The 14,097-nt window shown below is 50.5% G+C and carries 8 protein-coding genes; 4 read left to right on the forward strand and 4 right to left on the reverse strand.

Annotated features, from left to right (window positions below; translation table 11 throughout):
* Positions 1–15 precede the first annotated feature (15 nt).
* Complete coding sequence (locus C5O19_RS16915) at positions 16–1,872, reverse strand: MGH1-like glycoside hydrolase domain-containing protein (RefSeq protein WP_104714576.1); 1,857 nt, start codon at positions 1,870–1,872, stop codon at positions 16–18.
* Positions 1,873–2,231: 359 nt separating this feature from the next.
* Here C5O19_RS16915 and purL point away from each other — a divergent pair, with 359 nt between their 5' ends.
* From purL to C5O19_RS16935, 3 genes are all read left to right on the forward strand, one after another.
* Positions 2,232–5,888: a phosphoribosylformylglycinamidine synthase gene (gene purL, locus C5O19_RS16925; RefSeq protein WP_104714578.1), complete on the forward strand. Its 3,657-nt coding sequence runs from the start codon at positions 2,232–2,234 to the stop codon at positions 5,886–5,888.
* A 132-nt stretch (positions 5,889–6,020) separates the two neighbouring features.
* Complete coding sequence (locus C5O19_RS16930) at positions 6,021–7,046, forward strand: sensor histidine kinase (protein ID WP_133163382.1); 1,026 nt, start codon at positions 6,021–6,023, stop codon at positions 7,044–7,046.
* Complete coding sequence (locus tag C5O19_RS16935; RefSeq protein WP_104714580.1) at positions 7,043–7,777, forward strand: LytR/AlgR family response regulator transcription factor; 735 nt, start codon at positions 7,043–7,045, stop codon at positions 7,775–7,777. The genes C5O19_RS16930 and C5O19_RS16935 overlap by 4 nt, the downstream gene beginning before the upstream one ends.
* A gap of 94 nt (positions 7,778–7,871) precedes the next feature.
* On the opposite strand, the gene C5O19_RS16940 is transcribed toward C5O19_RS16935, so the two are convergent.
* Complete coding sequence (locus C5O19_RS16940) at positions 7,872–8,831, reverse strand: DUF4421 family protein (protein ID WP_104714581.1); 960 nt, start codon at positions 8,829–8,831, stop codon at positions 7,872–7,874.
* A 405-nt stretch (positions 8,832–9,236) separates the two neighbouring features.
* On the opposite strand from C5O19_RS16940, the gene C5O19_RS16945 reads away from it, so the two are divergent.
* Positions 9,237–9,968, forward strand: coding sequence for a 3-keto-disaccharide hydrolase (locus C5O19_RS16945; RefSeq protein ID WP_243406426.1), 732 nt, complete (start codon positions 9,237–9,239; stop codon positions 9,966–9,968).
* A gap of 72 nt (positions 9,969–10,040) precedes the next feature.
* Here the strand turns inward: C5O19_RS16945 and C5O19_RS16950 are convergent, their stop codons facing one another.
* Positions 10,041–11,579 carry a PepSY domain-containing protein gene (locus C5O19_RS16950; protein WP_104714582.1) on the reverse strand — a complete coding sequence of 513 codons (1,539 nt, stop codon included), beginning with the start codon at positions 11,577–11,579 and terminating at the stop codon, positions 10,041–10,043.
* Positions 11,580–11,625: 46 nt separating this feature from the next.
* Entirely contained in the window at positions 11,626–13,992 is a 2,367-nt protein-coding gene (locus C5O19_RS16955) for a TonB-dependent receptor (RefSeq protein ID WP_104714583.1), read from the reverse strand.
* Positions 13,993–14,097: the final 105 nt, after the last annotated feature.

Raw genomic sequence — 14,097 nt, forward strand, 5'->3', positions numbered from 1 at the left:
TATGAAGTCCTGCTTTCACTTCGGTAATTGAACCGTGATTTCTCCGTGGAGCTGATCCCGGCTCGCTTTGAGTTTTTGATCCACCCAGATGCAAAGCTTACTTTGATTACCCGGCGTGGCTGAATCCCAGTCTTTTTTCCAGATGATATCCACATCGTGCCCGTGGTAGCGGATATTACCCAGGTAGAAATAGTCCCACTGCTGCTCGGGTACCAAAGGAGACACGGAAAACTGATCTTCATGAAAGGAGGTAAACCCAATCAGGTCTTCGATGATAATATCCGGAAATGTGGAGTGGAAGTAATCGGACTCGCCGCCGAACGTCTTCCCGTTACTCGGAATGTACCATTCGCCAATGTTCAGTTCTTTCGTACCATGCATCCGGGCGAGCTTCTCGATGTAGTCGTACAAGAGTTGTTTCTGGGCGGCCGAACTATTTCCCTGATACGATCGCAGGTAGTTGGCGTATCCTTTATACACGACTGAATTTTCAAAAGGCCAGCCCCGGCCGTTCCAGGCATAGGCCTGTTCGTTGTAGTAGGGATGTTGCTGTTCCGCCGTCGTCATACCCGCCGCATTGTAAAAGCCTTTCTGCGAAGCAAACAGGTCCCAGGCTTTCGCGTAGGTCTGGTAGTTCTGCTTTGGTATCAACTGAAAATACCAGGGCGTGTATCCCACCGACTCCCGTACCCGGGCCTCAAAATCGCCGACACCAAAGGCATTGTCTCCGGCACTCAGCGTATTGAAAAATTGATCCTGCGTGTTCCAGAGCACATTCAGTACCTTTTGTTGAAGGGCCTGAGCTTTGGCTGCATACTTCTCTGCTTTCGTATGCTTGTTTGTATACCGGACCTGATCCCATCGGTACAGATCAGCCAGCGACTTGAGGTTGCCGTAAGCATAACTATTCACGGAAGGCCGGACCAGATAATAGTCCGGATACCCTTTCCGGAAAGCCGTAGGATAGTCTTTGGCCTGTTGCGATTGAGCGGCATTACCGGTCGTTTCCCAACCCAGGTAGTATTTCCGCCAGTTGTCTTTTGTATACAGGCTATACGGCCCCTGACTTTCAATCAGACCCAGAACGGCCGAAAGGCTGAATTCCATGCCATCGTACAGATCGAGTATTTTGTACATGCCCGCCGTTTTGGCTTGGGGCCTGTGCACCGTAAACAAGGAATCCCAGACCTGCTGATGCTTTTCCATTGCGGGCAATACCGCGTGTAGCCATTGCGGATCGGGATGAATTTTCTGAAAAGCCTCCACGCCGTTCACCATCCAGCTCGAAAAATGGTGGCTTTCCGGTCGACTCAGATACGTCAGGAAATTTCCGTTCTCCCGCTGCGGTAGCCGGGAAGCCGAGCCCCGCATGAAATAATCCGCGTAGGACTTGAGAAAGGTATCATCCCGCAGCCAGCGTACGTCATAAAACTGATGCCCGGCGGGACAGGTAATGGCTCCGCTGAGGGAAGCCCAGGGTTTCACGCCGAAAAACTCGGTCACCACCCAGTATTTTTTGTGGTCTTCGGGATCGTCGTATTCTTTCAGGTGTTTGCTAATCATCCACCAGCGGTAATTATAAACCTTGGTCAGACTGTCAGCGGAGCTACGAAACAAAGGCACGTTTTCCAGTAAAAACGCTTTATTGTTACCAGCGTTAAAGGGGCCATCGGACGCCGGACGATTGGCATATTGGTTGAACTCATCCACGTGAGCGGACAAGGTTTGTTTGGAGGCATCTTTTAATCGCTGTAATTCACGGGTATACAAGGTTGATTTTTGACTGGTACAGGCCGTCAGGAGAAGCCAGCCCAGCCAACAAACCCCGGAGAAATAGCGACGTAGGAATGGAAGGAGTCGAGGTTGATTCATCGTTGGTTTATGAGGTTAGGCCCAAAGGCTGGTCTAAGGTAGTAGCGGAAAACGGAAGGTTTCAACTCTTGAAGCTTCAAAAAAGGATTTTGACCTTATTTTATCCGGTGAGAAACGCGTATTTCTTGATCTTAGGTAAGGAACGGACCATCATAAAACGGAGTTACCTCTCTAAAGAATAGTGAGCAGGTAAGGCATGCGGTTGCCCGTTTTCTGGCGGGTCAACAAAGGCTTAAATAGCCCTATTGATCCGAATTAGTGGATTAACCGTTGCCTTATTCATGTTTTTTCACGAAGAAACGCTTATATCACGCTACCTTTGCGGGTAAGTACCGAGCTTATATCACAAGACTCCCATCATGATTTATTTCTTTTCTGCGGATCGGGTTACTGTTTATGCAGTGGAAACCCAGCAGTCTCTTACGGATTCGGACCTTTCTAAGTTAAGCTGGCTGTTTGGCGATGCCCCCGTCCTTGCTGAAACCACCCTGAGCCAGGTGTTTACGGGTCCCCGGGCGGCCATGATTACCCCCTGGAGTACCAACGCGGTAGAGATTACCCAGAATATGAATATTCAGGGCATCAGCCGAATTGAAGAATTTACGCAGGTAGAAGCGGACTTCACGGACTTTGATCCGATGGTTTCGCAAAAATACACGGAGCTGAATCAGGCTATTTTCACGATTGATATTACGCCTGAACCCATTCTGGAACTCGACGATATTGCCGCCTACAACCAGCAGGAAGGCCTTTCGCTGAATGAAGATGAGGTAGCGTACCTGAATGATTTGTCCCAAAAAATCGGTCGCAAGCTTACTGATGCGGAAGTTTTTGGCTTTTCGCAGGTAAACTCCGAGCACTGCCGTCACAAAATCTTCAATGGTACCTTCGTCATCGACGGTGAAGCTCAGCCGACGTCGCTGTTCAAACTGATTCGCAAAACATCGGAAACGAACCCCAACGGGATCGTTTCTGCGTATAAAGATAACGTGGCCTTCCTCAAAGGCCCCCGCGTGCAGCAATTTGCTCCCAAGCGGCCCGACGTACCCGAATTTTATCAGGTCAGCGAGTTCGACTCGGTGATTTCGATCAAAGCGGAGACGCATAACTTCCCTACCACGGTGGAACCCTTCAGTGGAGCCGCAACGGGTTCGGGTGGCGAAATCCGCGACCGTCTGGCCGGGGGTCAAGGTTCCATTCCGCTGGCGGGTACGGCGGTGTACATGACCGCCCTGTCGCGTCTGGAACAGGATCGCCCCTGGGAAAAAGCCGTGGCCGAACGCAAGTGGTTGTATCAAACGCCGATGGACATCCTGATCAAAGCGTCCAACGGAGCTACGGATTTCGGTAATAAATTCGGTCAGCCGCTGATCACGGGTTCGGTCTTAACCTTCGAACACGAGGAAGAAGGCCGCACGCTGGGTTACGACAAAGTCATTATGCAGGCCGGTGGTATCGGCTATGGCAAAGCCGAACAGGCGAAAAAACACGAACCCAAACCGGGCGACCAGATTGTGGTGATGGGTGGGGATAACTACCGCATCGGATTGGGTGGAGCGGCCGTATCTTCGGCCGATACGGGTAAGTTCGGTTCGGGTATTGAGCTTAACGCCGTACAACGTTCGAACCCCGAAATGCAGAAACGCGTGGCGAACGCCGTGCGTGGCCTGGTGGAAAGCGATCAGAACCCCATCGTATCGATTCACGATCACGGTGCGGGTGGTCACCTGAACTGTCTGTCCGAACTCATCGAAGAAACCGGAGGATCAATCGACCTGGATAAACTGCCCGTGGGTGACCCTACCCTTTCGGCCAAGGAAATCATCGGCAACGAATCGCAGGAACGCATGGGTCTGGTCATTGGTACCGAAGACCTGGAAACACTGCAACGCATTGCTGACCGCGAGCGGGCTCCTATGTACGCCGTGGGCGAAGTAACGGCCGATCATCGCTTTACGATTGCTTCCCACACGACCGATTCCAAACCCATGGATCTGGCACTGGCCGATATGTTTGGCAGTGCTCCCAAGACGGTCATGAACGATACCCGTCTGGAACGTACCTACCAGCCCGTCAGCTATGACGTAAACCAGCTGGAAACGTATTTGGAAGCGGTACTGCAACTGGAAGCCGTCGCTTGTAAAGACTGGCTGACCAACAAGGTCGACCGTTGCGTAGGTGGCCGCGTAGCCAAGCAACAAAACGTCGGACCACTGCACCTGCCCCTGAATAACGTGGGTGTCATGGCACTGGATTTCCAGGGGAAAGACGGGATTGCCACTTCCATTGGTCACGCTCCGATTTCCGCTCTGATTGATCCGGCAGCGGGTAGTCGGAATGCCATTGCCGAATCGCTTTCGAATCTCGTCTGGGCACCGCTCGAAGAAGGATTGAAAAGCGTCTCGCTTTCGGCCAACTGGATGTGGGCCAGCAAAAATCCCGGCGAAGACGCTCGTCTGTATCAAGCCGTGCAGGCCTGTTCGGATTTTGCAATTAGCCTGGGTATCAATATCCCTACGGGTAAGGATTCCTTGTCGATGAAACAAAAGTATCCCGACAAAGACGTTATTGCCCCCGGAACGGTCATTATCTCGGCGGCGGGTCCCTGCGATAATGTACGCGGTGTTGTGGAACCCGTATTACAGAAGGACGGTGGATCTATTTACTACATCAACCTTTCCGGCGATCAGTACAAGCTGGGCGGTTCATCGCTGGCTCAGGTACTCAATCGCATCGGTAACGAAACGCCCGATGTGGTCGACGCCGAAGCCTTCAAAACGGCCTTTAATACCATCCAGGAACTGATTAAAGCCGGAAAAATCCAGGCGGGTCACGACGTAGGTAGCGGTGGTTTGATTACGACGCTGCTGGAACTTTGCTTTGCCGACCGCAACCTCGGAGCCACGCTCGACCTGAGCAGCCTGGGTGAGCAGGATAGCGTAGCGAAGCTGTTTGCCGAAAACATCAGTATTGTCTTCCAGGCCGATGCTTCCGTAGAAGCCATACTGCAGGAAAAAGGCGTTGCCTTCCATAAACTAGGCGAAGTAATCTCGCAGCCCACGCTGACGATCAAGGATCAGCAGGCTACGTATACGCTGGACATTGATCACCTGCGGGACGTCTGGTTCAAGACTTCTTACTTGCTGGATCAGAAACAAAGCGGTCCCAAGCTGGCCAAGGAGCGGTACGAAAACTACAAAAACCACGTACTCCAGTACAGCTTCCCGACTCATTTTACGGGTCAGAAGCCCGAAGCCGGAGCCTTCCGTCCCAAAGCCGCCGTGCTGCGGGAAAAAGGCAGTAACTCCGAGCGGGAACTGGCGAACGCCCTGTACATGGCCGGATTCGATGTTAAAGACGTACACATGACGGATTTGATTTCGGGTCGCGAAACTCTCGAAGACATCCAGTTCCTGGGTGCCGTCGGTGGCTTCTCTAACTCGGACGTGCTCGGTTCGGCCAAAGGCTGGGCGGGTGCCTTCCTGTATAATGAAAAAGCCAAGCAGGCCATCGAACAATTCTTCGGTCGTGAGGATACGCTTTCGGTGGGCATTTGTAACGGTTGTCAGCTTTTCATTGAACTGGGCCTGATTAACCCCGAGCACGCCGAGAAGCCCAAAATGCGGCATAATGATTCGCACAAACACGAAAGTTTGTTTACTACGGTAACGATTCAGGAAAACAACTCCGTAATGCTTTCGTCGCTGGCGGGCAGTACACTGGGTGTGTGGATTTCCCACGGGGAGGGACGTTTTGAAATGCCCTACGCCGAGAGCGAGTACCACATTGCGGCCAAGTACGCCTACGAAACGTATCCGGCCAGCCCCAACGGATCGTCGTTCCATACGGCCATGATGAGCGACCAAACAGGTCGTCACCTGGTGATGATGCCCCACGCCGAGCGTTCGGCTCTGCAATGGCAGTGGCCCTACTACCCGGCGGGCCGCACCGACGAGGTATCGCCCTGGATGGAAGCCTTCGTCAACGCACGCAACTGGCTTTTGAATCACAAGTAATAGCATACGAAACGGGCTCTGGAAACGGAGTCCGTTTTTCGTTGAAACCCCCTACTCCCGATCGGAACTTTAGATCTTACTTGCGTTGAAACACCGGCCTGGCGTAGATTTCGATTTTAATTGCACGAGAAGTTGAAAGAACGTTTTTCGTATCGGTTTCGGGTTAAGATAACGGCTGTACTGGGAGCCTGCTGCTTCGGCATTGTAGTGCCCACCTTTTACGTGCCGATGGAACTGGGATCAACCGCTCACCTGCTTTCCATTCTGGTAGCTACCGTGACCAGTTACGTCATCTGGGAAGGCAGTAAGTTCATTCAGGCCCTGACGCTGTATTTTTTCCCCTGGGAGAAAAGCCTGACCCAACATCTGGTGTATGAGGTACTGGGCATTTTCCTGTTCTCCTCCCTGATCCTGATCTGCGGGATTTTGCTGTACAGCCGTCTCGTTTCTTCGGTGCTCATTACGGCGGGTGTAATCGTTCAGAATGGCTTTGTCTCTTTTCTGCTGGCCCTTTTATTCATTGCCTTTAATGAAGGAGCTTTTCTGTTCAATCAGTGGAAACAATCGCTTTTGGAACAGGAAAAACTACGGCAGGAAAATTTAGTGGCCCGTGTCGAAGGGTTGAAAAAGCAGCTCGATCCGCATTTCCTCTTCAATAGTCTAAGTGTACTCAGTGGTGTCGTGTATCAGGACCCCGCTCTGGCCGACCGTTACATTTCCAAGCTGGCTCAGGTGTACCGTTACGTACTGGACCATACCGAAGAGAAACAGGTCCCCTTATCGGCGGAGATGGCCGTGGTGGAAGCATACTGCTTTCTGCTGAACGTGCGGTTTTACAATAAAATCCAGATGCACCTGCGGATTGCAACACCTGCTGCTCAGGTTTTACCTCTGTCTATTCAACTGCTGGTCGAAAACGCGGTGAAGCATAATTACATTTCCGAGGAACATCCCTTGAGTCTGTCCATTTATACGGAAGAGCAGGTCGTATGGGTAGAAAATAGTTTACGGCGGAAAACGGTAAAAGTCCCCAGTAGTGGCATTGGTCTGCAAAACCTGGAAGCCCGCTACCGTTATTTCACCGGGCAGTCTATTCGCATCGAGGAAACGGCGGACACGTTTCGCGTGGGTTTACCCCTTTTGAACGATTCATTATGAACGTAGTCATTATTGAAGACGAGTTTTTTTCGGCCGAAAAGCTCCGTATTCTGCTTCAGCAAATTGACCCTTCACTAGAGGTCATGGCCGTATTGCCTTCGGTTGAAAAGGCGGTAAGCTGGTTCAGTACGCATCCCGAACCCGATCTGATTTTTTCGGACATTCAGCTGGAAGATCAGGAAAGTTTCGCCCTCTTCGAGCGATTAGCCATCGATGCTCCCATCATTTATACCACGGCTTACGATCAGTATGCCATTCAGGCGTTCAAGCAAAACAGTATTGACTATCTGCTGAAACCCATTAATCCGGAGGAGCTGCGGGCGGCGTTAAAAAAGTACGAATACCTTTCCCAGCGGTTTGTGTCGAAGAACCCGGAAACGCCTAAATCCGACCCTAAGGAACGGTTTATGGTCCGGAAAGGAAACGGATTTACGGTCGTCAAAGCCCAGGACATTGCCTACTTCAAAAGCGATCAGAAGCTAAGCTTTCTAATCACCTTCGATGGACAGAAACTGCTGGTCGATGCCACGCTGGAAGAACTCACCGAACAAGTCGATGCCCGGCGGTTCAACCGCATCAGTCGTAATCGTCTCGTTTGTATTGACAGCATCCAGAAAATTCACCCACACTTCAATGGTCGTCTCAAGCTGGAACTGATTCCCGCCGACGAAGAAGAGGTGTACGTAAGCCGTGATCGGGTACAGGCGTTTAAGGAGTGGATTAATTCCTGATAGTACGGGTGATGTGTTCGCTTGTGGGTTTCTATGTCTTCAATCAAGAATCCGTTTTACAGTACCAGAACTTGACAGTACTCAAATAGCTACGCTACAGAATGGACAGAATTTTCTTTCGACTGGATCGGAAGCGAAAACCCGCCGTCGCGGTAAGCGTCCAGCTGACGCGTTGCATATCTTTAATGAGCAACTCCGTGTTCAGATTAGTCCAGGAACCGCTTAGATACGTATACCAGTTACTCCCGTTATAACCTGCATTGAGGTTGCCCTGCAATTGAGTGACTGACCTGATTGCCATTCCTTTTACGTGCGTTTCTTTTAAGCCCCCAAAGCCAATCGAAGCCGAAGGAGCAATGAGCCAGTTTTGGATGACCAGGTTGTAGGCATACCCGCCCTTCAGCAGGAGTGATACCCATGCTGGATTTCGGGATAATAAGGTAAACGTTCCGGGATCTTCGATTAAATCCGGCGAGGGACTAGGCCACCGAATCGCGTGCCATAAGCCCGTAGCCGTAACAAAAGCCGAGCCCGACGAACGGCGTTGCTGTTCGGAAAAAGCATAGGCGGCCTTCGGAGAGAACCGACGGGAATGAACGTAATACATTACTTCTGCTCCCGCATTTTCAAAAGTGATGCCGCGAAAAATTTCGAACCCTCGGTGTTTTCTTTCGGGAATCAGTAGTCCATTGTAAAACTGATAGAAAGGCTGCAAAATCCACTTGCGGTTGCCTAGCCTGACCTTCAGTTGTCGGTAATTGAATTTGGCCTGATTATCCAACATCGTGCCGGGCAGGTTGAAGGCATACTGTACGTACAGCCATTTATAGGTCAGGTCCGCCCCTAACGTCGCACTCCGGTTGACCCGCAGTTGAAAGTCATTTTTCTGAAAATATCGATCCGAAAAATCAAAGTTGATGTTATACAGACCAGAGTAGACCTCAAGGGTATTCGGTTTCGAGAAAGGTCGGATATAGGTGGTATCGACGGCTTGTGCCGCAGCCATTAATACCTGCATGACCAAACACCCGATCAACAAACCATACTTTTTCATTGTAGTAATCACCAACAAATAGTGCTTTTATACCGCTTTCTTCAGTTCATACGTTCAACTACGGATCACCTCCACCGATTACCAGCGATCTAACGATTCAAGCCATGTAAGGACTACAACGGGCACCTCTCCGAGTTGTTCATTTTTTGAATATAGTACATTCGGAAAAGAACAAAGCAAGATCATTGCTAAGCATCCCAATGGCAGGTATTCGAGTCTACTCTATAATATGGACTGGTCGTACACGTAGGCAGTTGGTCCCGACGAAGGGCTTTCCAAAACAGCTTCTTTTGTGGTCTTTCAGCCCGCTCCTTCCGTCTACGTATTCGATCATTCCCCCTGTACAAGCCAAATTTCTTTGCTAGATTGCCGTATTATCTTATTCGGAATAAATCCTTTATTCACATGCGACTTTTAGCACTGATGGCCTATGCCAGTATCGCTTCACTGATCCTTACCGCGTTTTCGGAGGACGTTCCAGCCGTTAATCAACTCTCTGCTCAGGAAAAAAAAGAGGGCTGGAAGCTGTTGTTCGACGGCAAAACGCTTCAAGGCTGGCATCTCTATAACCAGGGAAACAAACCTTCCGTGTGGCGGGTGGACAAGGGTGAATTACAGTGTGTTCCGAACGGTACGGGATCAACTTTGGAGCACGGCGATCTGGTCACTGATCAAACGTACAGTAATTTTGATTTGAAGTTTGAATGGAAAATCTCCAAGGCTGGCAACAGTGGCGTCTTTATCAATGTGGTTGAACGCAAGGACATTCCCACCGCCTGGGCTTCGGGGCCAGAGTACCAACTGCTGGAACCCTCGCATTACGATTATAACGCTGATCTGAAAAAACGAGCGGGTTGTCTGTACGGATTTGCTCCCCAGAAAAACGAAGCCGTAACCAAACCCGTGGGCGAGTGGAACCAATCCGAAATCAAGCAGAAAAACGGTAAAATCGAATTCTACCTCAATGGTGTCTTAACCGCCGAACAAGATTTAACCACACCAGAATGGAAACAGAAAATTAAAAACACGAATTTCCAACACTTCCCGGCTTTTGGCAAAGCTACCAAAGGGCACCTGGCCTTACAGGACTGGATGCAAGGAATTTCTTTTCGTAACCTTAAACTGAAAGAAGAGTAAGAGGACTTGAACGGTCTTCTTACTCTTCTTTCAATCAGGGTACTGTGACTCACTATTCTTTCCGGTCACCCTTCATTTCAACCGTTCGGAAACGGGCTTGATAGCCCCCATCCGGACGGTTGTTTGCTTTCGTTTCGTAACTCTTTTTCGCTGCAGCCACTGCCAGGTTAGTACCAGACCCGTACTGCTGGTAGCCGTTCCACCGAGTAATAAAACGATCAGGGTAATATCCCAAAGCGGTCTTCGATTTAATAAAAAGTTAAAGTCCAGACTGTGTAACCCGTGATACAGCCAGCGTTCGACGCGTGTTAATGTCTGGTGTTTAGATACCACCTGACTCGTTTTTAAATCCACGTAATACCAGATTTGCTCGGGGGTGTCGAGTTTGATTCGTAATACGGGCAAACGTTTTTCGCCGTTCTTCGCGTAATAGTACGCGTCATAACGGTCCAGGACTTTCGATTCCAGCACCGCTACCTTCGGTTCCAGTTTCCGAATTGCTTCTTCGATTGCCTGAGTTTCAAAGGTCTGAAACGGATTGGCTTCGACTTCATCCGCCGCCAGTACACGCGTGTGATGATCGTCCTGCAGAGCCAGGTAGTAAGGTCTGCCGTTCCACTGAATTAATTGTATCTCTTTGAGTACCAGTTCCCGCGATAACTTCTGATAAGCCGCCGCCGGACTTACTTTAAATAAGGTCAGGTTTAGCGGGCCACCCATCCAGCGTTCGGTTGCTTGCGATGAAAGGCGGGCGGAGGGTGTCCAGTTGAAAGGGCTCATGGAAAACAAGCCGCTCAATACCCAGGTAAACGCGAAAAGCCCAAAGATAAAACCCGTGTAATGATGCCAGCGGAACCAGCGTTTCTTGTACGGACTAAACGCCAGCGATTCGGGCCGTTTACGTTGGTAGCGAATGAAGCCCATCGCCAATCCTGCCAGACACATCAGGGTTCCGATTATGGAAACCCAGATGACTATCTGACTCCAGACGGGTCGGTTACGGATGAGGAACGTCGGATAAATCCAGTGCGGAATCGGTCCCAGCCAGGCTAGCAACCGTTGCCGGGCCGTAACCTGTTGAACGACTTCGTTTGAAAAAGGAGACACATACACATAAGTCCCCGCTTCGTTGCCCATTTGCATTCGATATACTTCGGGCAGGTAGCCCTGTGAGCGGTGGGCCGCCATCCACTGATCGATCTCTGTTAATTTTTCAACCTGCTGTACCCCCGCATGGGACCAGTGCTGAGCCAATTGACGAGCAAAGCTTTCACTGGCATAGGGCAAAATAGCCGGGTTATCCGCGTAGATACTAAGCTGGCGGTTTTGTAGGGTAACGATCCGATATACGGGCCGATTCAGTACCATACCTAAGCGAATGGATTTGATGGAATCCGTTACTCCTGCTCTAGTAATCGCTTCTGCCGGCGTTAACAGGCAGGTTGTCAAATCAATCGGAGGCGTTTGTTGCAGCTTCTGGTGTGATTTGAGCGTCGGATACGACACGTACATCATCATCAGTCCCGACAGAAACCAGACCAGAAACAGTAGACTCAAGGCAAATCCCAGGTAGCGATGAACGAGCCGAATGGCTTTGGTGACTGTTTTCACGAAAGATATACAAAGCCGCAGACTCCAAAAGTCCGCGGCTGAAAGGTTAAAGTTGGTAACTAAGCGTCAGCAGGTAATTACGGGTGGCTCCGGGATAAAACTGCCGGGTTAAGATCACGTTGGTGAAATAGCGTTCGTTAAACAGGTTATTCACATTCGCCCGAATGCCCACGCGGTTCAGCTGATACCCCAGGGCCACATCGACGGTTCGATAGGACGGCAAAACGTACGTATTCGCCGAGTTGGCGAAGGCTTCGCTTTGATAGTTGAAGCCCACCCCAGCATTCAGCCCTTTCAAGGTTTTTCGCTGAACCGTGTAGTTTAGCCAGGTATTTACCAGATGCTTCGGAGCCAGCACCGCCGTTTTACCCGCCACGGGGTTTACCTCTGCACTGGCGTAGGGTAAGTACTGGGCTTTGGTAAAAGTATAACCCACCGTCAAATCAAGGCCCGCGAAGGGATTGCCCTGAGCCTCCACTTCAAAGCCTTTTGATTCCGCCGAACCTACGCGTTTGAAAACGCCACCGGGCAAACTTTCCACCTGATTGTCTTTTCGCATGTAGTAGACCGAAGCCGAAGCGGCAAATTTTGATGACAGCTCCAGTCGGGAGCCCACTTCAGCCTGATAACCCGTTTCGGGATCGAACGTCTCCCCGTTTGGAGCTACCCGGCGGGAGGGTTTGAAATACGTTGAGTACGAGGCATAGATGGATAAAGGTTCAATGGGCTGATAGACTAGGCCCAGCCGATAGGTCAGGGCATTCCGGGCTATGGTTGATTTCGCTCCGTAGTTGGTTACCTGGCGGTCTTTGTCCACCTGATCGGTGTAATATTCGCCTTTGAATACATCGTAACGCAACCCAACTAATGCCTTGATTTTTTCGGAAAACCGGATGAAATCCTGTAAGTAAATTCCGTGTACCGTTTCATCCGTAGCCCGGTAGTAGGTATCGTAGTAATCGATATATCCCTGGTTTTCAATCGGGTTTTGTACGGGAATGGTTGCTCCTTTGCCGGCACCAAAAATAGCACCGTTATACGTTTTACGGTCTAGTACGCTAAGCGAATACCCCAGCAAAATCTTCTGCGAAACCTTGGCGATGTTGAGATCGTAGGTCAGCTCCAGCTGATTTTGTAACGGCTTGGTGAGGTGATTGAAGTAGTAGGGAAACGAGCGGGTAATGGAATCCCGCCGGGTATTGAGCGTCAGTTCTTCCGTTGAAAAATAATCGATGTTATCGTCCGAATACGAGAGCTGATTGGAAAGTTTCAGGTTGGCCATAAGCTGCCGCACGTAGCGAAACTGAACATCCGTTCGCGTATGCTTTAAAAAATCAGCGGGGTCGTTGTAACGCGTCGTTAGATCCATGCCGGGAACCAGCACGCCGCCCGCCAAAACGGGAATACCCGAATCCGTGCGGTACACATCTTTATTGGCTCCCACCGACAAATAAAAGTAGTCCTTGCGGGTGGGTGTATATTCCAAGGCCACGTAGGCATTGTTAGTAGAGATACCCGCCTGCCGGAAACCGTCGGTATTCGACACCCCGAAATCCATCCGGTACCGAAGCTTCGGGTTGATCGAACCACCCGCACCAGCCCGCATCCGACGGGTATTGAAACTCCCGTAAGTCGCGGAAAAATTAGCCCTGAAATCGGCCGTAGGCTGTTTCCGTACGATGTTGATGATACCACCCAAAGCCGAGTGCCCAAACAGAACGGAAGCCGGGCCTTTCAGTACTTCGATGCGTTCGACGTTGGCTAAATTCGTGTTGGGAGCACTTGTGGAAATGTTATGTCGCTCATCCCGAACGCCATCAATCAGTACCACGAAATTGCTGAACCCGCGAATGGTGAAGTGCTGAAAACCGCCGTAGGTGTTGTTGGAACGAACGCCCGTGGTATTTTTCATGGCATCCCCCAAATCATCAATGCCGCGTTGCTCGATGGTTTTTGAACTGACTGAGCTGGTAGATAAAGGCAGATCCCGCAGCGGAACATCGATTTTGTTAATCGCCGAAAACGAGCGGGTTCGCTGACTGGTTACCGTCACCACCGAAAGCTCGTGGGTTTTCTGGTTAAGCTGATAATGCAGGGGCAGGGTTTGGCCGGCTTTGACCTGTACCTGAACCTGACGCACTTCGTACCCGATACCGCTCAGCGTGAGGGTATACGCTCCCGCCGGAATTGCCTGCAACTTAAAACTGCCGTCGGCCTGGGTGATTACTCCCAGACCCGTGGGCTCCAGACGAATGGAAATGCCGGGTAGGGGTTCCTGAATTTCCGTTTCAATTCGCCCTTCCAGCGAGCCGTTTTTGTGTTGCGAAAATGCCTTTAGGAGGATGCCGCAGAGTAGTACCCAGGTGGTAAAAAGGACTTTGCTACTTAATCGTGAAGTAGAAATGGGGAGCATAACTTTTAACTAAAAGGTTAAAAGTTCTTCGCTTGCGTTCTAGCTAATAATGGTTCGGGGGTAGAGAAGAAATCAGGAAAGCTTACGCACGGGCATACGCGTATC

The sequence above is a fragment of the Siphonobacter curvatus genome (assembly GCF_002943425.1).
GTDB lineage: Bacteria > Bacteroidota > Bacteroidia > Cytophagales > Spirosomataceae > Siphonobacter > Siphonobacter curvatus.